Below are 19,401 nucleotides of genomic sequence, written 5' to 3'. Positions count from 1 at the left end.
CTAAATTTTAAAATTGGAGAATATTAATGCGGTGTTTTTGAGGCTTGAATCGCCATGGCACGTTCCACGCGCTCACGATAATCCATAATACCAGCTAAGTCCGTATCACTGGCACAGGTGCTTTGAATTTTGGATTGATAGTCTGCAAAACTGGACACCACTTTGGCAGGTACACCAATCGCCACGCTATGATCAGGAATGTCTTTGGTCACCACTGAGCCTGCGCCAATCACCACGTTGGAGCCAATGCTCACACCGGGCATAACGATTGTATTGACCCCAATAAAGACATGCGAACCGACTTGAATTGGTGCAAAGCGTTGGTAACGCTTGCCTTGCTCATCATGTACCAAACATGTACTGCCATCATGGGTAATAAATTTCACCCCTGAGGTCACGGTCACATGATCACCAAGGCTAACCAAAAATGGTTCTGAGCCCCAGCTTTTAATATAAATTCGGCAATTTTCACCGACTTTCACACCTTTTTTACGTGCATAAGCCACACTGCCTTTTGCCATAAAATAAGCCAAATCAAACAGCTGTCGAAACGCAGAAACCATAAATGACATACACAGTACCTAAATGGAGCGAGGCAACTTAAAAGGAAGAAAATAAGTCAGCTATTTTACGCTGAAAATCTACTTTAGGATATGGAAACCGCGGTCACGATGCAGAATGAGAAATAAGATCAGAGCGATTTGATTTTTTTGGCAGGACTGCCGACATAGACACCCGATTCATCCAAAGATTTCGACACGAGGCTGCATGCGCCAATCACCGAATCATTTGGAATTTTCACGCCATCAAGTACCGTCACCCGCGCGCCAAGCCAAATATTTTCGCCTAAACTGACCCCTTGTTTGGTAATCGCATCTTTCACCAACACATCAGGTTCACCAAATTTATGATTACTGGCAATGATGATGCTTTGCGTGCCAATACGGGTGTTGTCGCCAATCGTGACACCGCCACAGCCATTAATAAACGACTTAGAGTTAATGCTGACGTCTTGACCAATCGACACCTTGCCACCAAAGCATTTGATGTAACAGCTTTCACCAATAAAACTGTTATCTGCGATTTCTAAACTTGCACCTTGCTCGACAATTAAACTGACATGATCGCCAATATAAACATTCTGACCAATCTTCACTTGTCCACTAATTTCGACCGTACAGGCTTTACCGAAATAACGAAATTTCGTGCCAAAAGCCACGTTATAAAATTGCTGACGGCATTGTGCAGTGAACCAATTCATCAGTTTTAACAGTTTAAAAAACATCAGCTTTTGTTTCCCCACACCACATATAAAATGGCAAAGTTATAAATAATCAGTGCCACAGGCACCGCCAAGAGCATATAAATTTTATCGGTACATAAAACATATAAGCCTGCAAATAAAGCAAACTTAATCATCAGTTCCACGATTTGCAGTTTAAATAACACTTGGCTATTACGCTTGGCAATTAAATAAGCCGAACTTGGAGGATTACAAAAAACCGCCCAATAGCCCAACGCCAAAATTTGGAAATAAGTTGAGATGCCAACCCATTCAGAACCGAAAATCCAGAGATATAGCGATTCAGGCAAGATAAAGAAAATTGCAAAAAGAGGCAGTGACATCAAACTTAAAAGCATACTGGCCTTCAAGGCATTTTTATTTGAATCTGTAGTTTTAAACTTACGGATAAAAAACTGACGTAGGGTTTGTGAAATCAGATTGATCGGTACACGTAAAGTCCGTTCGACGATGGCATAAAAACCCATCGCCTGCACACCAACAAAATGCGACACCACATAATACGGCAAGTTATGTGAAAAACTGTTCAGCAAAGCATGCGGGGTATTGGCATAGATAAAATCTTGATAATTTTTAAACGCATGCCAACTGACTTGATAGAGCTGATACTTCAATAGGTAGAGCAACATCGCCACAATCATCAGGATCGAACTGACATTGTAGCTATTGACCAGACTGATCTGCATGAACAGTGGCAAACTCAGTTGCACTGCAACGACGATCGCACTTCTAAAAATATTTAAACCTGCACAAAAATATTCTTTGTGTGCTGAAAATTTGTAATTGTATAAGCTTTGAATGAGGGTATTGGCAAGCACGCCTGTGGCAACTGCGGTTGCCATTTCAACATTTAAAATAACACTGATGACGATGCCACTAAGAATCGCAATGCCTGTTGAAAACACCGCCCCTTCAAAAATCAGACTTTTTTTATCATGTTCCTCAGCGACTAACAGCGCTTGATCCAAACGCAAATTGGCTACTGTTGAAAGCACACTGACAATCGCCAAAGCTATGCCATACGCGCCAAAGTCTGCAACAGAATATAGACGCGTTAAAACAGGAAGTGCGATAAATGTCATTATCGCACCGACCAATAAACTGAGTGTAATCAGTCCAATAGACTGATACTTTGCGAAGAGTTTCGCAATCATCGGTTCAAGATCATTTTAAGTTATTGACATACCAACGCATGGCCAATTGAATGCCTTCGGCAATTTTAAACTGTGGTGTATAACCCAAACCTTGCTCAATTTTGGCAATGCTGGCTTGTGAATGACGTACATCACCTGCACGGAATTCACGGTATACAGGATCGCGCTCAAAGTTCACCGCATTTTCAGCAAGTGCCACCTGAATGGCGCGATATAGCTCATTCAAAGTCGTGCGGTCACCCACAGCCACGTTATAGACTTGGTTTTTGGCTTCATCAGATGCAGTTGCCGCCAAAATATTGGCTTGAACTGTATTATCGATAAAACAGAAATCACGACTGGTTTCACCATCACCATTGATGAAGACATCTTCACCCGCGATCATCGATGCCGTCCATTTTGGAATCACTGCCGCATAAGCGCCGTTTGGATCTTGGCGCTGACCAAACACGTTGAAATAACGTAAACCAATCGCTTTAAAACCGTAGCTACGTGCAAAAACATCTGCATATAGCTCATTGACGTACTTGGTCACGGCATACGGCGACAATGGATTACCAATGTTTTCTTCAACTTTTGGCAATGCAGGATGATCACCATAAGTCGAACTGCTGGCTGCGTATGTGAAGCTGGCAACCCCCGCATCACGCGCAGCAGTGAGCATATTTAAGAAACCACTGATATTGGTGTCATTGGTGGTGATCGGATCGGCAATCGAACGCGGTACAGAACCTAAAGCAGCTTCATGCAAGACATAATCCACGCCAACACAGGCTTTTTGGCAGTCGGCAAATTGGCGAATATCGCCTTCAATAAAACTAAATTTTGCCCATTGTTCAGCAGTGACTAAGCTTTGCACTTCATCCAAATTATGCTGATGCCCTGTGGCAAAGTTATCTAAACCCACTACGGTCTGGTTGAGCTTGAGCAATGTTTCGAGAAGATTCGAGCCAATAAAGCCCGCAACACCTGTGACCAGCCATGTTTTAGGCGCTGTTTTAAGGTGTTCACATACCTGCTGATATTGATTCATTTTGGTATGGCCCTCTTACAAACGAAGATCAGATTCAGCTTGAGATAACACGTATTTCAAGTCATACAGCACATGATCAGCTTTACCCAAAGCACGGATGGCATCTACGCCCATATCTTTAAACTGGTGATGAGCAACAGCCAAAATTACAGCATCATACTTGCCATTTTCCAGCGCCTGTACTGGGCTAATGCCGTACTCATGTTCAGCCTCAACTCCATCCACCCAAGGGTCATAGACATCAATATTGGTGTGATATTCTTTCAGCTCATTCACAATATCAATGATGCGGGTATTGCGGATATCCGGACAGTTTTCTTTAAAGCTTAAACCTAAAATTAAGACTTTGGCATCTTCTACTTGAATGCGTTTTTTTAGCATAGCTTTCACCAGCTGGGTTACCACATAAGCGCCCATACCATCATTTAAACGGCGGCCCGCTAAAATAATTTCAGGATTGTAGCCAATCGCTTGTGCTTTATGAGTCAAGTAGTACGGGTCAACACCAATACAGTGGCCGCCAACCAATCCTGGGCGGAACGGTAAGAAATTCCACTTAGTGCCCGCCGCTTGCAATACCGCTTCGGTATCAATACCCATTTTATTGAAAATCAATGCCAATTCATTAATTAAGGCAATATTCACATCACGCTGAGTGTTTTCAATCACTTTCGCTGCTTCTGCAACCTTAATGCTAGCTGCTTTATGAGTACCCGCTTCAATAATCAGGTTATAGACTTCATCAACATAATCAGCCACTTCTGGTGTTGAACCCGAAGTGATTTTTAAAATATTGGTGACACGGTGCAGTTTATCGCCCGGATTAATTCGTTCAGGGCTATAGCCTGCATAAAAATCCTGATTGAATATTAAGCCTGAATTTTTCTCTAAAACAGGAATACAGACTTCTTCTGTTGCACCCGGATAAACGGTCGATTCATAAACAACCACATCACCTTTTTTCAACACTTTTGCAATGCTTTCTGAGGCTTTCACTAATGGCGTTAGATCTGGCTGCTTATATTCATCAATCGGGGTTGGCACTGTAACAATAAAGAAATTACAGTCTTTTAAATCTTCTAAATTTGCGCTGTAACGTAATTGAGCTGATTGTGCTAATTCTTCAGGAGAAACTTCTAGGGTATGATCACGTCCGCTACGTAATTCATCAATACGCTTCTGATGAATATCAAAGCCCACCACGGGAACTTTTTTTCCAAACTCAACAGCTAGCGGTAAACCGACATAACCTAATCCGATTATGGCAATTTTTAATTCGGAGAGTTGTAACATACTGAAGCCTATGTCATCGATGAATCATCAATCATCGTTATGTTGTAAATAGCGCTAAATTATATCAGAAAATCAAATTTCGATTGTGTAATGATGTTCTATGACGACTGTAATTTTAATCAAAAAAATTTATTGGATTAAACAATTCACCCTATAAAACCAACATTGGATATTTAAAAAAATTCAAATAACAACTAGATCTTTAAAAAGATATTCATCCATACAAGTGTTGATTAAACTTACGATTTAAAACAAATGTAAAACTATATTCTACAAGGTGAATAGTATAAACTTAACATTCTAAAATGAGTAATTTGGGTACTTAAACCCGTATTTCAATTCAATGATTCAAATATTTTATAAATAGGATTTGTATTCGAGTGAGTTACTATCGTTATAGCTGTATGTTAGCTTTGAGTCTAAGTATGACGGGTTGTGCCATTACTTCAGGCTTACAAACCTATGACCTTCCTAAAGAAGGCACATTTCAGACTGATTTAGGCTCGACAGTCAATGTTATTAAACTAACTCAAGAAAATTTAGTTGCTGTTCAACCCGCCCAAGTAAATCAGCAAAATTTTGCCCATCTGTTCAATCAACAACAAAAAAGTTATCGTTTAAATCCGGGTGATATTTTATCTATTTATTTATGGGCATACCCTGAAATTACACCACCCACAAATACAATTAACAATCAAGATGCCATTATTTCTAATGGCTACCAAATTGATCAAAGTGGCTATATCCAATTTCCAATTATTGGCCGATATAAAGCTGCAGGAAAATCGCTGACACAAGTCAATCAGGAATTACGCAGCCAACTTGCTCGTTACTTAAAAACCCCAGATGTGATTGTTCGCGTACTTTCCTACCAAGGACAACGTTTTTCGGTTCAAGGTAATGTAATGAAAGGTGGGCAATTTAATCTGACCGACCAACCTACTAGTGTATATACTGCACTTGGTCTTGCTGGCGGCGTGAATACGCAATTTGGTGACAATACGTCTATCACCTTGGTCCGCCAAGGACAAACTTACAACTTAAATAGTATCCAGTTAGAAAAGGCAGGCTATTCATTACATAATCTGCTCATCCAACCGAACGATACAATATATGTCAATTCACGCGAAAATCAGAAAATTTATGTGATGGGTGAGTCTGGTAAAAATCAATCTCTTCCAATGCGTGATCAAGGCATGAGCTTAAGTGATGTCTTGGGCGAAAGTCTTGGGGTAAACTCGCTTTCCGCAAGTCGAGGTAAAATCTACGTAGTACGTAGTGATATGAATAGTCCGATGACTGAAATTTACCATTTAGATTTAACCAGTATTGGTGACTTTGGGCTCGCAAACCAGTTCAAAATGCGTAGCAACGATATTGTGTATGTTGATGCATCTGGTTTAGCTCGCTGGCAGCGTGTGATCAATCAGGTAATTCCTTTCTCAAATATGATCTATAACATCGACAGAATGGGTCAATAATGTTATTTAAAAATATTCTGGTGGTCTGTGTAGGTAATATTTGCCGAAGTCCTATGGCAGAATATCTTCTGAAAAAGAATCATCCCGACCTGAATATTTATTCAGCGGGAATCGCAGGGATGATTGGACATGCAGCAGATGAAAAAGCTCAATACTGTATGCAAAAAATTGGCATCGATATGAGTGGACATATTGCCCAAAAATTGAATGCTGAACTGATCAAAAAATCAGATTTAATTTTAGTCATGAGTTCAAATCAACAAAAGCATATTGAACAAACGTGGCCATTTGCAAAGGGCAAGACCTTTCGTTTAGGACATTGGCAAGGTAAAAATGTGCCTGACCCATACCAGCACGATCAAGCCTTTTTTGACCAGACCTCAGAACTGATCCAATCTTGCGTTGCAGATTGGACTAAACAAATTTAACTTTTGATGTACGATTATGAGCCAAAATACCAATACAGAAGATACAATTGATTTAAAAGAATTATTTTTCTCTCTGATTGCACAGTGGAAGTTAATTGCTCTATGTGTAATTTTAAGTCTTGTATGTGCCTTACTTTATTTAAGAGCAACACCAGATACTTATGCAGTCAATGCTTTAGTACAAGTTGAAGAAAGTAAAGGGGCTTCAGCTGCACTATTGGGTGATCTTTCTAATATGATTGATCAAAAACAACCAGCCCAAGCAGAAATTGAGATTCTTAAATCGCGCTTAGTTCTCGGTACCGTGATTCAAAACTTACATCTCGATCTAAAAATTTCAGGTACTGAAAATTCCTTTACTGACCGATTAATTTCAGCTCATAAATATGCCACCGAATATAAAAATAAATCTGTGGTTTTCAAAGATAATGAAAAAAGTTTTGAAATCCGCCAATTTAATATCCCCGCACTCTATCGCGACAAGGATCTTGGCCTACAGCTTCAAGAAAATAAATTTTCTTTGATTGATCTTCAGGCTGAACAAACAATTTTAACAGCACCATTGAACCAAAAAAATTCTTTACGTACAGCAGAAGGCCTTTGGGAAATCTCAATTTATAGCAAAGATCAACTCAAAGACGACTATTTAATTCAAAAGCAGTCTCTACCTGCCGCAGTTGACAGTATTTTGGCAAATTATTCTGTTGCTGAAAAAGGTAAAATGACGGGCGTGCTTGGCCTTAACTATCAAGGCCAAGATAAAGAACATATTACTCAGGTTCTAAATGCCATTTTAGCAGCCTACAGCCATCAAAATATTGAAAGACGTTCGGCTGAAAGTGCACAAACTTTAAAATTCTTAGACGAACAACTCCCTGAGCTAAAACAACAACTTGATGTCGCAGAACGTGAATTCAACAAATTCCGTCAAGAGTTTAATACCGTCGATGTAACCAAAGAATCTGAACTATATTTAACTCAAAGCGTCACTCTTGAAACTCAAAAAGCCGAATTAGAGCAAAAAGTTGCTGAAGCTTCTGCAAAGTACACCAGTGAACATCCAGTGATGCAGCAAATGAATGCCCAATTAGGTGCAATCAATAGCAAAATTGGTGAACTGAATACCACCTTAAAAAAATTACCAGACTTACAACGTCGTTATTTACAGCTCTATCGTGAAGTTGAAGTCAAGCAACAACTGTACACTGCTCTACTTAACTCTTACCAACAGCTTCGTATTGCCAAAGCTGGTGAAATTGGTAATGTCCGTATTGTGGATACTGCTGTAGAGCCAATTCAACCGATTGCACCAAAAAAACTACAAATCTTGATACTTTCAATTTTCCTCGGTGGTTTCCTCGGTACATTACTTGCACTACTACGTAACATGCTTCGTTCGGGAATTAAAGATTCTTCAGAAATTGAAAACACTCTGGATCTTCCTGTCTATGCCACCGTCCCACGTTCGCCTGTTCAAGAAAGCCGTATTAAACTCTTGAAGAAGAAGAAAACAATTCCAGTTCTTGCAGTTAAAAATAGCGATGATATTGCAATTGAAAGCCTGCGCAGTATGCGTACTGCTATTCACTTTGCACTGACATCTGCAAAAAATAACCTGATTATGATTTCAGGGCCTGCGCCTGAAGTCGGTAAATCATTTATTTCTACCAACTTAGCTACGATTCTTGCGCAAAGTGATAAACGTGTTTTAATTATTGATGCCGATTTACGTCGTGGTTATTTAAACAAATACTTCAATCATGATAACCAACCAGGCCTTTCTGAGTATTTAAATGGTCAGCGTGATCTAGACAGCATCATTAAAACCACTGAAATTCCAAATTTGAGTGTGATTACTCGTGGTAAAAGCCCTTCTAATCCATCTGAGCTTTTAAGTTCTGGTAAATTCAAAGAATTCTTAGATTTGATTTCACCGATGTTTGATCATGTGATCATTGATACTCCTCCTGTACTTGCGGTGACAGACGGTATCATTATTTCGCAATATGCTGGTGTGAATTTGGTGATTGCTCGTTATGCGAAAACGCAGTTGAAAGAACTAGAGTTAACCGTGAACCGCTTTGAACAAGTGGGTGTGAAGGTCAATGGTATTATTCTAAACGACATTCAACGTAGCTCAGCTGGTTATGGTTATGGCTATAACTATTCTTATGGTTATAAAGCTTCAAAAGACCAAGACTAATTCAAGCCTATTCAAAAAAGCCACCGAATACGGTGGCTTTTTTTATTTTCGAAATTTATGTTGCATGCATCTTTCTGTATAAAAAATGTTTTATATATTCATACCGTTATAGTATAAAAATAAGAACATGACTATGATGATCTTTCCTGCACCTTACCTGATCATAGAGATAGGTAAGCGCTGAACAGGAAAAGTCTGCTAGAATTTCAGCAACTTTTTACATATAAAATAATTGTGGGAAAATATATGAGTAAGGCCCTACCTATCGCTGTCGCTGTATTACTCGGCGGTGCCGCACTTGTTCCTGTTTACTATGCAACTAAAACACCTGCTACGCAATCAGCAACATCAACTCAACCAGCTGCAAATGCTTCTGCTGTCGCTAAAATCAGTTATGCCCTTGGTTATGAAGTTGCGCATCAAACGCCTCCAGAATTAGATATTGATAGCTTTGTCACTGGCGTTCGTGCAGGCCATGCTCGTGCAAAACCTGCATATACTGAAGAAGAATTACAAAAAGCATATGCTGAGTTCCAGCAAGAAATGCAAAACAAGCAGCTCGAAAGCAATAAGCAAGCACAAAGTAGCAGCGATAATTTCTTAACAGAAAACAAAAGTAAAGCTGGGGTTAAAACCACTGCTTCTGGTTTACAGTACCTAACAACGAAAGAAGGTACAGGTAAACAACCGCAAGCCACATCAGTTGTTAAAGTTCACTACACAGGTAAGTTAGTGGATGGCACAGTATTTGATAGTTCAGTACAGCGCGGCGAGCCAATTGAATTCCCATTGAACCAAGTAATTCCAGGTTGGACTGAAGGTCTACAGTTAATGAAAGAAGGCGGTAAAGCCACTTTATATATTCCTTCAAACTTAGGTTATGGTGCTCAAGGTGTTCCAGGAACGATTCCACCGAACAGTACTTTAATTTTTGATGTAGAACTCATTGAAGTTAAATAATAAAACCGGTACAGGAGAGCTTTTCGCTCTCCTGCTTTATTTTGAGACTCGGTCATGAAATTACAGATCAGTATGTTGTGTTTGGCACTCTGCTCAAGCACTGTATTTGCCAAAGATGTCAGTAATAAAAGTAGTGCTGCAGAACAAGTCGGTTATAGTTTTGGTTATTTAATGGGACGCAGTAATGCTGAATCCATTAAGGATTTAGATATTGATGCATTTGTTGCAGGTTTAAAGGCAGCATCTAAAGGTCAAGCTTCGTCACTAACAGATGAAGAAATGACCCGTGCCTTAACCCAATATAAAAAGCAAACCGAAGCGAAACAACTGATTGAACTGAAACAAAAAGCGGATGCGAATGCCACCATTGGTGCCGCTTTCCTTGCTGAAAATGCCAAAAAACCGAGCATTCTGGTCACGAAATCTGGCCTGCAGTATCAAGTCATTCAAGCCGGCAAAGGTAAATCACCCAAAGCCAATTCAACAGTGAAAGTTCACTATGAAGGTCGCTTAATTGATGGCACTGTTTTTGATAGTTCAATTGCACGTAACCAACCTGCGATGTTCCAAGTGAGTCAAGTCATTCAGGGTTGGACAGAAGGTCTACAGTTGATGAAAGAAGGTGCAAAATATCGCTTCTTCATTCCTGCAAATTTAGGCTATGGTCAAATTGGTTCAGCAGACGTCATTGAGCCAAATAGCACGCTGATTTTTGATGTAGAGCTCATTGAAGTTCTCCCGAAATAACAATACTCTCTTTAGGAGCATCGACAAATCTCGGTGCTCCTCAATATTTCTTCTTCCATTATTTTCTTTTACAATTTTTTTGATTGATTTGACTTAAAATTCACATTGATATCTTATATTTATTTCACAAAAACCAATTTCCCTTTATTTTAAATCTCCATCAACTGTGTAGCCGCACATAAGGATTTGACCATGACCGTTAAAATTAAGACTCGCGAAATTCAATATACAGCAGCTGATGGAACTCAACTTTTTGGCTATTTTGCCGCACCAGAGTCAGACCCTGCAGTCGCAGGTGTGTTAGTTGCCCCTGAATGGTGGGGACGCAATGAATATACCGAACAACGTGCGCGCGAATTGGCTGAACAAGGCTATGCTGCTTTCGCTTTGGATATGTATGGTGACAAAAAAGTCACCACTGATGCCAAGCAAGCTTATGAATGGATGATGCAAACTTTTGATCATGCCGACACCATTGTGACCCGTGCGTCTGCTGCATTAAACACTTTGGCACAGCAAAAAGAAGTAAATGCAGATAAACTCGCAGCTATAGGCTTTTGCTATGGCGGAAAAGTCGTGCTGGATTTAGCTCGTTCAGGTGCTGCATTAAAAGCTGTGGTGACCTTCCATGCAACACTTGCTACAGCGACTCCTGCACAAACAGGACAAGTCCAAGCAGAGATTTTAGTGCAACATGGTGAGCTCGACTCGATGGTGAGCTTAGATGATGTTGCAACCTTTAGAAATGAAATGGATGCTGCCCAAGTGCAGTATCAAATCAATATTTTTGAAGGCGCAAAACACGGCTTTAGCAACCCGATGGCGGATGAACGTGCCAAAGCCAACGGCGTAGATTTAGCTTATAACGCTGCTGCAGAACAGCAAAGCTTAGCGGCCATGTATGCCTTGTTAGCACGCCAGCTTGGTTCTTAAAGCCATAAGAACCACTACCAATATTTAATTTATAAAAATGAGGAGAGCACAATGACAGAACTCAATTGTCCATATTGCAATTTTGACGAATATGACGTGATTGCAAAAAATGATTTTGGTGTTGTACTTCCTGAACCACATACACTGTCTAAAGGGCATGCTGTCATTGTCCCGCTACGTCATGTTGGTTCATTTTTTGAAATTACTGATAAAGAACGTAAAAGTTTAATGTCCTTACTTGAACAAGCACGTAATGAATTAAATTTACGCTATCAACCTACTGGCTTTCATATTGGGTTTAATGATGGACAAGTTTTTGGCGAAGCCACTGAACATGTGCATATTCACATTATTCCACGTTATGAAAACCAAACATTGGCGCTCGATACCCGCTGGGGCTTTAAAAGCTAAACTTTAAATTTACACTCACTAAGGAGCCTCGGCTCCTTTTTTGATGGCCACTATTTTTGCATTTCCCCTGATATACAGTTTTCGTTTTGAACAAAAAGAATGCCTATTGAAAGATGTATACTAGGCAGGTTTTTTCAATTTTGACTGTATTGCATGTTTAACTTTTCTGATGCCCTTCTCGACTGGTTTGATGTCCATGGTCGTCATGACTTACCGTGGCAAGTGAAGGATGACCCTTACAAAGTATGGGTTTCAGAAATTATGCTACAACAGACTCAAGTCAAAACCGTCTTACAATATTTTGATCGATTTATTCAACGGTTTCCGACTGTTGAAGATTTAGGCCATGCCTCTTGGGATGATGTGGCGCCCTATTGGGCTGGCTTAGGCTACTATGCACGGGCTCGGAACTTACACAAAGCCGCGGGTATTGTTGCACGTCAGGGACATTTTCCAAGCAATCTTGAGCAGTGGATGGAACTACCGGGCATCGGCCCGTCTACCGCGGGTGCGCTGATGTCTTTAGGTTTAAGACAATATGGCGTGATTATGGACGGCAACGTCAAGCGTGTATTGTCTCGTTTCTTTGCTATTGAAGATGATTTATCGAAACCTGTACATGAACGGGCCATGTGGCAACTGGCGACAGAGCTCTGCCCCACTGAACGCAACCACGATTATACCCAAGCGATTATGGATCTGGGTGCAACCGTTTGCACGCCGAAAAAACCGCTCTGTTTATATTGTCCCATGCAACAGCACTGCAAAGCACATGCACAAGGTTTAGAGACTGAATTACCTTATAAAAAGCCTAAAAAGCCTGTTCCAGTGAGAGAGGCTCAAGTCATGCTGATTCAATCTGCAGGAGAATGGCTGTGGATACAACGTCCGAATAGCGGTCTATGGGGCGGTCTGTGGTGTTTACCTATTTTTGATCAACCCCATGAGTTTCAATCCCACACTCAGCAACTTGGACTGAAACCTACCACCACTCAAGTGCAGATATCACATAGCTTTACCCACTTCACTTGGCTTTTAGAAGCTACTGTATTTACCGTTGCTGCCGATCAAAAAGAACATTTGGCCATTGAATGCAACGCACAGTGGTTTACACCGATACAAGCCACTTCACTCGGTATTCCAACCGCCATGAAAAAACTCATTTCTACGCTAGAACTCGAAAGCCATTCTATGCCATAGTTTTGAACTGCTCATCAATTGTATAGGGACAAATGTGACTCAAGGATTTTTTCAGCTTCGCAAAGGGTTGTTCGGCGGTATTGGTTTTATTTTGCTTTTACTCAGCGCCTGTACGTCGACTCCACCCAAACCATCAGGCAGTACATTGCCTGCTCATGAAGTGAAAAAATTACAAAACATGCGTTTATCCAATCAATTGCCTGTTCCTGTTCATCAAGTCAAACGAAGTGCGCTCAAGGATACTTGGGGCGCAGCGCGTAGCCAAGGACGAAGCCACGAAGGTATTGATATTATTGTTCCACGTGGAACAAAAGTCCTCAGTGCTACAGAAGGTTTAGTTGCTGACTTACGTAATAACAATTTGGGTGGTAAAGTGATATGGATTATGGGGCCCGCAGGTTCTTGGCATTATTATGCGCATCTTGATGGTCATAAACGTGGCTTAAACGTCGGCGACTATGTCAAAAAAGGTGATGTCATTGGCTATGTAGGTAATACTGGCAATGCCCGACATACTGCACCACATTTGCATTATGGCATTTACTTGGGTGGTAAAGGTCGCAATGCCGTTAACCCCTATCCGTATTTACGTTAATTTTAGGAAACATACATGTCAGAAGCGTTGATCAATCGTCTGGTGGAATTTGCAGAATCTGGTAATCAACAAAAAATCAGCCTCAATGGACAGTCTTATCAGGGCTGGATCATGGAGATCACTGAAGAAGCATTACTCATCAGCACCGGCTACGCAGACAAATCAGGTAAAGATGTATGGATTCAATTTGCCGATCTCGATCAAGCGGAACTGTTGTATTGGGACAATAAAAACGATCAATGGACTGTCTTTAAAATTTAAGTCAAAAGGAGCATTCAACATGACGATACAACGCTGTGCTTGGTGCTCCGAAGATCCTTTATATATTGCCTACCACGACACTGAGTGGTCTAAACCTAGTTTTGATGAGCAGCATCTCTTTGAAATGCTATGTCTTGAAGGACAACAAGCGGGGCTGTCTTGGATCACTGTGCTGAAAAAGCGGGCCTGCTATCAGCAGCATTTTTTTCAATATCCCATTGCCAAAATTGCAGCGTTGAGTGACCTACAATTACAAGAAAAATTACAAGATTCAGGTTTGATTCGTCATATCGGCAAACTCACTGCCATTCGAGATAATGCAAAAGCATGGCAACAGTTAAAAGCCCAAGGGATTCATCCGGTGGAATTTCTTTGGAGTTTTGTCGAAGGTCAAATTGCCAATAATGATGTAGTTGAATATCGCAGCGCCCCTGCACAAACCGCTCAAAGTCAGGCCATGTCCAAAGCATTAAAAAAGCATGGCTTTAAATTTGTCGGCCCGACGACTTGCTATGCTCTGATGCAAGCTATCGGCATGGTCAATGATCATGAAAATCACTGTGACTTTAAATACACGCACGCAGAATGACCTCAAAACATAAAGGATAGAATAATGAGTGACAATACAATCCACGCTTATGCAGCAATGAACAGTGGTGAAGCCCTTGTTCCCTACCAATTTGATGCAGGTGAATTACAAGCCCATCAGGTTGAAGTCAAAGTCGAGTATTGCGGTCTTTGTCACTCAGATATTTCTATTATCCAAAATGATTGGAAATCTTCGGTTTATCCTGTAGTCCCTGGGCATGAAGTGATTGGAACCATTATCCAACTCGGCAGCGAAGCCAAAGGACTCAAAATCGGACAACGTGTAGGCATTGGCTGGACAGCAGAAAGTTGTCAACACTGTGACCCATGTATCGATGGTCGCCAAGTACAATGTACTGGAACCAAGACAGCGACGATCGTCGGTCATGCAGGTGGCTTTGCCGACAAAGTCCGTGCAGGCTGGCAATGGGTTATTCCGCTTCCAGATGATCTCGACCCAACCAGTGCTGGCCCTCTGCTCTGCGGCGGGATTACGGTATTTGATCCCATCTTACAGCACCAAATTCAGGCCATTCACCATGTTGCCGTGATCGGCATTGGTGGTTTAGGTCATATGGCAATTAAACTGCTCAAAGCTTGGGGCTGTGAAATTACCGCGTTCAGTTCAAACTTAGATAAAACTGATGAACTTAAAGCCATGGGGGCTGACCATGTGGTGAATAGTCGTGATCTTGCCGCAATTAAAGCACAGCGTGGTAAATTCAATTTGATTCTAAGCACGGTCAATGTCACGTTGGATTGGCAAGCCTATCTTTCGACTTTGGCACCGAATGGAAGCGTTCACATGCTCGGCCTAGCGCTTGAGCCGATGCAAATCCCCGCAGGAATGCTGATCAGTGGTGCTAAATCCGTCACTGGCTCATCAACAGGTTCTCCTGCGGCACTGCGTGAATTACTTCGATTCGCCGCACGTCAAAATATTGCACCACAAATTGAAATGTATCCCATGTCTCAGGTGAATGAAGCGATTGAACGTTTGCATTCAGGAAACGTGCGTTATCGAATTGTGCTGAAAGCTGATTTTTAACGGTAAAAATTTAAACAACAAAAGCCTGCTGCATACAGGCTTTCTTGTGCCCTTTATACACTCATCAAAATTAGACGGTGTTTGTATTTATGCATTCCCTACGCACCCAATCTGCAAGCAATAAAATGGCCTGCTGAATTTCTGCCGACAACTCATGCCCTGCATTTAGGCGAATACAATTGTTATAACGATTGTCCTCACCAAAAATTAAACCTGGCACAATATTGATGCCATGTTTTTGCGCATGGTAATACAGCGCCAAACTGTCTATTTGTTCAGGCATCTGCAACCACAGTGCATAACTGCCTTGAGGCCGATTTAGACGGATATCAACCCCTTGAAAAGCGTCGTAAATATACTGACGATACTGCTCGACTTGCACCATTAATTTAGGACGCAATTCAGCAAGATGTTGGCGATAAGCACGACTAAAAATCAAATCTGCAAGTCCTAACTGCAAAGGCGTATTCACCGAATCATTTTGCAAAAGTAATTTGGGACGCAAATGTTGCAAATGTGGTGGAAGACAAAACCACCCCACCCGATAAGAAGGCGATAAAGATTTTGAAATCGACGCACAATAGATCACATAGCCCGCCCGATCCCAATATTTGATAGGCAATGGTCGCTTTGCATTGAAACTACACTCAGCATAAATATCATCTTCAATCACATAACATTGATATTTTTCAGCCAGTTGTGCAATTCGTTCCTTATCTTCATTACTTAAACAAAAACCCAAAGGATTTTGAAAATTTGCAGTCAATAAGCATACTTTCGCACCTGAATCCCGCATTGCCTGCTCTAAACGATCTAAATCAAAACCTTCAGTATTGGCAGGAATTTCAACAATTTTCCGCTTCAATAAAGCCAATAATTGCAATTGCCCGTTATAGTTCGGCGTCGGGACAATGACACTCTCCCCTTCCGCACTCAGATTTTGCAACATCACTGACAAAGCAGGCATACAACCATTGCTGATGTAAATATCATCCTTAGGCATGTAAAAACCATCTTCAGCCCAATGTGCCGACAAAGCTTCACGCAATTGTGGATGACCTTGCCGATTGTTATATAAAAAATCTTCTGGTTTACAATGCTTTAATGCCCTTTGGATTGAACGTCTGATTGCTTCAACAGGAACAAAATTGGGGGACAACTGAATTGAACCCAAATGAATCAGGCGACTATTTGCAGATGCTTCATGGATCTGAATTTGCAATTCTAAATTCGAAATTTCACGAGGGCGGGAATCAAAATCAGGATGATTCGGCACGGCAATTTGCTGGGCTTTCTGTGAGGATTGTACAAAATAACCAGACTTTTCTTTAACATAAATCAGGCCTTTGGCTTCAAGTAATTCATAGCAGCGTTTCGCGGTATTTAAACTGATCTGATGCTGCTGTGAAAATTGACGTAGCGCATACAGACGCTGCCCTGCGGCCAATTCACCACTATAAATTTTCTGTGCCAACTGCTGCGCAAGCTGCTGATATTGAAAAGCCATCTGTACCCTTTTTTTAATCATTCTTGTATCTGTACCCATTAAGTTAACAGATTTAAGCTGATGGCATCAGGTTGATATCTCAAAAATAACGATAGGGGGAAAATTAAATGAATGACTTCACGCAGCTTCGAGCGGGTCTAATCATCATCAGTACACTCACGCTTATGGCGTGCCAACCCGAACAGCACACTCAAGCTCAAAGCCAGCAAAATTTTATCTGTAAATCTTTAATTCAAGGTTTTTTGAGTGCCCAAAAACTGACGCAATATGAACTTGAGCAGATCCAACCGATCACCAGCGGCGGGTTACATCAGACGCTATATATTTATAAAGCCAAGTCTGAAAACGGCATGAATATGATGCCGCAGCAAGCCAAACTTCGCTTTGCCTGTGAACAAATGACCGCGCGGCAATTTCAAATCAAGTTACATCCGCATCAATTTCCAGAACAAACCTTACTCAGTATCGAACTTCCAGAAGCACAGCACATGCAGCAGTTGACTGCTTTTCGTCTGCCTGATCAGTAAAGTCATTGATCGTTCATATTGAACTGAATCATTACTGCTGCTTATTTTAAAATTTCGGGAAATGCCGTTGCAGTTTTACTTTTGCCCAACTGCACTTTCATTTTTTGTAGCATTTGATAAGGCTGTTGCTGCACGAACATATTCACGAAACTGAGCGGAATGGAACCTTCCGGATTGGCATAGCCATAGGTCGACACTTTGACTTTTTGATTGCCTAAACGCTGGAAGGTCCAATCGCCCTCATAATCAGTGAGGCGTACATAATTGGGATTAATCGGATAACCTTTTTTCACCGCTTTATTTTGGATGCTAATGATGCCTTGTGAATCTTTACGCATTTTGCCTTGTACCACCAAATCACGGTCTTTCAAGGGAAATGGAAAATCCAGCACCATATATAAACTGAATTCGCCTTTCTGGTCATCACGGGATAATACTTTGACACTGCCCATATAAGGGACCCAATTCACTGCATTTTCCACATCTAAAATCAGGGAAACCGCTTTTTCAATGGGCACATCAAAACTGGTTTCAGCTTTGTATTGAAAGACAGGATTTTGAGCATTTTGGTAGGTCCAAACTTTAATATTATTTTTATTAATCGTGAGTTTGGCATTATCCATAGTTTTCGCTTGTACTGCCGCAGTGAATGCGACAGCACAGGCCATAAAGATGACTTTTTTCATTCCATTGATCGTCTTATTTTAATTTTATGCTGTTGTTATAACGGATTTTAACGCGCTTTTATACGTCAATATCGTTAAAACCCAGTACATCTTTCATATCGTACTTACGTGCTTCACGACCGACTACCCATGCAGCGGCACGTACTGCACCAGAGGCAAAGTTCATACGGTTGGTCGCTTTATGTGTAATTTCAACTCGTTCGCCATCCGCAATAAACATCGCAGTATGTTCACCGACAATGTCACCACCACGAATCGTTTGGAAGCCAATGGTTTGACGTTCACGTGGACCCGTATGACCTTCACGGCAATACACAGCATCTTGTTTTAAGTCACGTCCTAAAGCACCGGCAATGGCTTCGCCCCACATTAGCGCTGTACCTGATGGTGCATCAACTTTATGACGATGATGGGCTTCAATCACTTCAATATCTACAGTATCGCCAAATACTTTTGATGCCAATTCAAGAAGTTTGATTGAAACGTTTACACCGACAGAATAGTTCGCTGCATAGACCACAGGGGTTTCTGTTGCTGTTTCATCGAGATAAGCTTTTTGCTCATCATTCATACCTGTGGTACCAATGACAATCGCAACGCCGGCTTCACGGCAAAGTTTAAGATGCTGTGCCGTTGCTGCAGGTGCAGTAAAGTCGATCACGACATCACAATCTTTTAAAACCTCAGCAAGGTTACCGACAACCTTTACGCCAACCGCGCCAATCCCTGCAAGTTCACCGGCATCTGCACCGACCAAGCTACTTTCAGGACGTTCTACCGCAGCAGCCAATTGATAACCAGCTTGCTGAACCGCCTGAATTAAGATGCGTCCCATACGACCGCCTGCGCCCAAGATACCAATACGTGGAGCTGCTGACATAACATTTTCCTAATGTTGATTCGAAATTGGTCTTACTATATCAAAACTCCATGCGCAGGCTAAGTTACAAACAAAAAAATCCTGCATTTTCCGAAGGACTTTTGCAAATCAAGCTCTTCGACAGACGCTGACTATTCCCTCACCAAGTTTAGGCATTTTCACG

The 19,401-nt window shown here is 41.3% G+C and carries 21 protein-coding genes; 13 read left to right on the top strand and 8 right to left on the bottom strand.

The annotated features are described in order from the left end of the window. Nucleotides 1-23 precede the first annotated feature (23 nt). The 5 genes from FTV11_RS04900 to tviB all read right to left on the bottom strand — a co-directional run bounded on the left by FTV11_RS04900 (nucleotide 24) and on the right by tviB (nucleotide 4,783). Entirely contained in the window at nucleotides 24-572 is a 549-nt protein-coding gene (locus FTV11_RS04900; RefSeq protein WP_180073503.1) for a DapH/DapD/GlmU-related protein, read from the bottom strand. 119 nt (nucleotides 573-691) lie between these two features. Beyond that, on the bottom strand, nucleotides 692-1,285 hold the full coding sequence (locus FTV11_RS04895; RefSeq protein ID WP_180073502.1) for a DapH/DapD/GlmU-related protein: 594 nt from the start codon (nucleotides 1,283-1,285) through the stop codon (nucleotides 692-694). Continuing rightward, entirely contained in the window at nucleotides 1,285-2,457 is a 1,173-nt protein-coding gene (locus FTV11_RS04890; RefSeq protein ID WP_180073501.1) for an oligosaccharide flippase family protein, read from the bottom strand. Before FTV11_RS04890 ends, FTV11_RS04895 begins: the two co-directional genes overlap by 1 nt. Before the next feature lie 10 nt (nucleotides 2,458-2,467). Continuing rightward, complete coding sequence (locus FTV11_RS04885) at nucleotides 2,468-3,490, bottom strand: NAD-dependent epimerase/dehydratase family protein (RefSeq protein ID WP_180073500.1); 1,023 nt, start codon at nucleotides 3,488-3,490, stop codon at nucleotides 2,468-2,470. 15 nt (nucleotides 3,491-3,505) lie between these two features. After that, entirely contained in the window at nucleotides 3,506-4,783 is a 1,278-nt protein-coding gene (tviB, locus tag FTV11_RS04880) for a Vi polysaccharide biosynthesis UDP-N-acetylglucosamine C-6 dehydrogenase TviB (protein ID WP_180073499.1), read from the bottom strand. A 404-nt stretch (nucleotides 4,784-5,187) separates the two neighbouring features. Between tviB and FTV11_RS04875 the strand changes: the two genes are divergently transcribed. The 12 genes from FTV11_RS04875 to FTV11_RS04820 all read left to right on the top strand — a co-directional run bounded on the left by FTV11_RS04875 (nucleotide 5,188) and on the right by FTV11_RS04820 (nucleotide 15,638). Beyond that, on the top strand, nucleotides 5,188-6,264 hold the full coding sequence (locus FTV11_RS04875; protein ID WP_218950466.1) for a polysaccharide biosynthesis/export family protein: 1,077 nt from the start codon (nucleotides 5,188-5,190) through the stop codon (nucleotides 6,262-6,264). Further along, on the top strand, nucleotides 6,264-6,692 hold the full coding sequence (locus tag FTV11_RS04870) for a low molecular weight protein-tyrosine-phosphatase (RefSeq protein ID WP_180073498.1): 429 nt from the start codon (nucleotides 6,264-6,266) through the stop codon (nucleotides 6,690-6,692). The genes FTV11_RS04875 and FTV11_RS04870 overlap by 1 nt, the downstream gene beginning before the upstream one ends. Nucleotides 6,693-6,708: 16 nt before the next feature. After that, nucleotides 6,709-8,895, top strand: a complete 2,187-nt coding sequence (locus tag FTV11_RS04865) for a polysaccharide biosynthesis tyrosine autokinase (RefSeq protein ID WP_180073497.1) — start codon at nucleotides 6,709-6,711, stop codon at nucleotides 8,893-8,895. Nucleotides 8,896-9,141: 246 nt separating this feature from the next. Then, entirely contained in the window at nucleotides 9,142-9,855 is a 714-nt protein-coding gene (locus FTV11_RS04860) for an FKBP-type peptidyl-prolyl cis-trans isomerase (RefSeq protein ID WP_078191625.1), read from the top strand. Nucleotides 9,856-9,909: 54 nt separating this feature from the next. After that, complete coding sequence (locus FTV11_RS04855) at nucleotides 9,910-10,602, top strand: FKBP-type peptidyl-prolyl cis-trans isomerase (protein ID WP_180073496.1); 693 nt, start codon at nucleotides 9,910-9,912, stop codon at nucleotides 10,600-10,602. Nucleotides 10,603-10,794: 192 nt separating this feature from the next. Then, entirely contained in the window at nucleotides 10,795-11,535 is a 741-nt protein-coding gene (locus FTV11_RS04850; RefSeq protein ID WP_180073495.1) for a dienelactone hydrolase family protein, read from the top strand. A 51-nt stretch (nucleotides 11,536-11,586) separates the two neighbouring features. Further along, nucleotides 11,587-11,946 carry an HIT family protein gene (locus FTV11_RS04845; RefSeq protein ID WP_078191628.1) on the top strand — a complete coding sequence of 120 codons (360 nt, stop codon included), beginning with the start codon at nucleotides 11,587-11,589 and terminating at the stop codon, nucleotides 11,944-11,946. Nucleotides 11,947-12,099: 153 nt separating this feature from the next. Next, entirely contained in the window at nucleotides 12,100-13,146 is a 1,047-nt protein-coding gene (gene mutY / locus FTV11_RS04840; protein ID WP_180073494.1) for an A/G-specific adenine glycosylase, read from the top strand. A gap of 67 nt (nucleotides 13,147-13,213) precedes the next feature. Beyond that, on the top strand, nucleotides 13,214-13,741 hold the full coding sequence (locus FTV11_RS04835) for a M23 family metallopeptidase (RefSeq protein ID WP_168379469.1): 528 nt from the start codon (nucleotides 13,214-13,216) through the stop codon (nucleotides 13,739-13,741). A gap of 15 nt (nucleotides 13,742-13,756) precedes the next feature. Further along, nucleotides 13,757-14,002, top strand: a complete 246-nt coding sequence (locus FTV11_RS04830) for a hypothetical protein (protein ID WP_078191630.1) — start codon at nucleotides 13,757-13,759, stop codon at nucleotides 14,000-14,002. A gap of 19 nt (nucleotides 14,003-14,021) precedes the next feature. Then, nucleotides 14,022-14,591, top strand: coding sequence for a DNA-3-methyladenine glycosylase I (locus FTV11_RS04825; protein WP_180073493.1), 570 nt, complete (start codon nucleotides 14,022-14,024; stop codon nucleotides 14,589-14,591). Between the two features lie 24 nt (nucleotides 14,592-14,615). Next, complete coding sequence (locus tag FTV11_RS04820) at nucleotides 14,616-15,638, top strand: NAD(P)-dependent alcohol dehydrogenase (protein ID WP_180073492.1); 1,023 nt, start codon at nucleotides 14,616-14,618, stop codon at nucleotides 15,636-15,638. A gap of 70 nt (nucleotides 15,639-15,708) precedes the next feature. On the opposite strand, the gene FTV11_RS04815 is transcribed toward FTV11_RS04820, so the two are convergent. Next, entirely contained in the window at nucleotides 15,709-17,145 is a 1,437-nt protein-coding gene (locus tag FTV11_RS04815) for a PLP-dependent aminotransferase family protein (RefSeq protein WP_180073491.1), read from the bottom strand. Between the two features lie 107 nt (nucleotides 17,146-17,252). On the opposite strand from FTV11_RS04815, the gene FTV11_RS04810 reads away from it, so the two are divergent. Continuing rightward, nucleotides 17,253-17,672 carry a hypothetical protein gene (locus FTV11_RS04810; protein WP_257223180.1) on the top strand — a complete coding sequence of 140 codons (420 nt, stop codon included), beginning with the start codon at nucleotides 17,253-17,255 and terminating at the stop codon, nucleotides 17,670-17,672. 41 nt (nucleotides 17,673-17,713) lie between these two features. Here FTV11_RS04810 and FTV11_RS04805 read toward each other — a convergent pair whose 3' ends face one another. Together FTV11_RS04805 and dapB are read right to left on the bottom strand one after the other, a co-directional pair. Next, complete coding sequence (locus FTV11_RS04805; protein ID WP_180022907.1) at nucleotides 17,714-18,358, bottom strand: START domain-containing protein; 645 nt, start codon at nucleotides 18,356-18,358, stop codon at nucleotides 17,714-17,716. 58 nt (nucleotides 18,359-18,416) lie between these two features. Then, nucleotides 18,417-19,238, bottom strand: a complete 822-nt coding sequence (gene dapB, locus FTV11_RS04800) for a 4-hydroxy-tetrahydrodipicolinate reductase (RefSeq protein ID WP_078194102.1) — start codon at nucleotides 19,236-19,238, stop codon at nucleotides 18,417-18,419. Nucleotides 19,239-19,401 lie beyond the last annotated feature (163 nt).

This window comes from Acinetobacter sp. YH12231, assembly GCF_013417755.1.
Classification (GTDB): Bacteria; Pseudomonadota; Gammaproteobacteria; order Pseudomonadales; family Moraxellaceae; genus Acinetobacter; species Acinetobacter amyesii.
Note: the sequence above shows the minus strand (reverse complement) of the source record. Positions and strands in the feature narration are given on the sequence as shown.

Bases quoted from the DNA above. Each gene is read 5' to 3' on its own strand.
- FTV11_RS04885 (WP_180073500.1), bottom strand. From the start codon at position 3,490: ATGAATCAATATCAGCAGGTATGTGAACACCTTAAAACAGCGCCTAAA.
- FTV11_RS04900 (WP_180073503.1), bottom strand. From the start codon at position 572: ATGTCATTTATGGTTTCTGCGTTTCGACAGCTGTTTGATTTGGCTTAT.
- FTV11_RS04850 (WP_180073495.1), top strand. From the start codon at position 10,795: ATGACCGTTAAAATTAAGACTCGCGAAATTCAATATACAGCAGCTGAT.
- tviB (WP_180073499.1), bottom strand. From the start codon at position 4,783: ATGTTACAACTCTCCGAATTAAAAATTGCCATAATCGGATTAGGTTAT.
- FTV11_RS04870 (WP_180073498.1), top strand. From the start codon at position 6,264: ATGTTATTTAAAAATATTCTGGTGGTCTGTGTAGGTAATATTTGCCGA.
- FTV11_RS04820 (WP_180073492.1), top strand. From the start codon at position 14,616: ATGAGTGACAATACAATCCACGCTTATGCAGCAATGAACAGTGGTGAA.
- FTV11_RS04810 (WP_257223180.1), top strand. From the start codon at position 17,253: ATGAATGACTTCACGCAGCTTCGAGCGGGTCTAATCATCATCAGTACA.
- mutY (WP_180073494.1), top strand. From the start codon at position 12,100: ATGTTTAACTTTTCTGATGCCCTTCTCGACTGGTTTGATGTCCATGGT.
- FTV11_RS04815 (WP_180073491.1), bottom strand. From the start codon at position 17,145: ATGGCTTTTCAATATCAGCAGCTTGCGCAGCAGTTGGCACAGAAAATT.
- dapB (WP_078194102.1), bottom strand. From the start codon at position 19,238: ATGTCAGCAGCTCCACGTATTGGTATCTTGGGCGCAGGCGGTCGTATG.
- FTV11_RS04890 (WP_180073501.1), bottom strand. From the start codon at position 2,457: ATGATTGCGAAACTCTTCGCAAAGTATCAGTCTATTGGACTGATTACA.
- FTV11_RS04845 (WP_078191628.1), top strand. From the start codon at position 11,587: ATGACAGAACTCAATTGTCCATATTGCAATTTTGACGAATATGACGTG.
- FTV11_RS04895 (WP_180073502.1), bottom strand. From the start codon at position 1,285: ATGTTTTTTAAACTGTTAAAACTGATGAATTGGTTCACTGCACAATGC.
- FTV11_RS04855 (WP_180073496.1), top strand. From the start codon at position 9,910: ATGAAATTACAGATCAGTATGTTGTGTTTGGCACTCTGCTCAAGCACT.
- FTV11_RS04830 (WP_078191630.1), top strand. From the start codon at position 13,757: ATGTCAGAAGCGTTGATCAATCGTCTGGTGGAATTTGCAGAATCTGGT.
- FTV11_RS04825 (WP_180073493.1), top strand. From the start codon at position 14,022: ATGACGATACAACGCTGTGCTTGGTGCTCCGAAGATCCTTTATATATT.
- FTV11_RS04805 (WP_180022907.1), bottom strand. From the start codon at position 18,358: ATGAAAAAAGTCATCTTTATGGCCTGTGCTGTCGCATTCACTGCGGCA.
- FTV11_RS04860 (WP_078191625.1), top strand. From the start codon at position 9,142: ATGAGTAAGGCCCTACCTATCGCTGTCGCTGTATTACTCGGCGGTGCC.
- FTV11_RS04875 (WP_218950466.1), top strand. From the start codon at position 5,188: ATGTTAGCTTTGAGTCTAAGTATGACGGGTTGTGCCATTACTTCAGGC.
- FTV11_RS04865 (WP_180073497.1), top strand. From the start codon at position 6,709: ATGAGCCAAAATACCAATACAGAAGATACAATTGATTTAAAAGAATTA.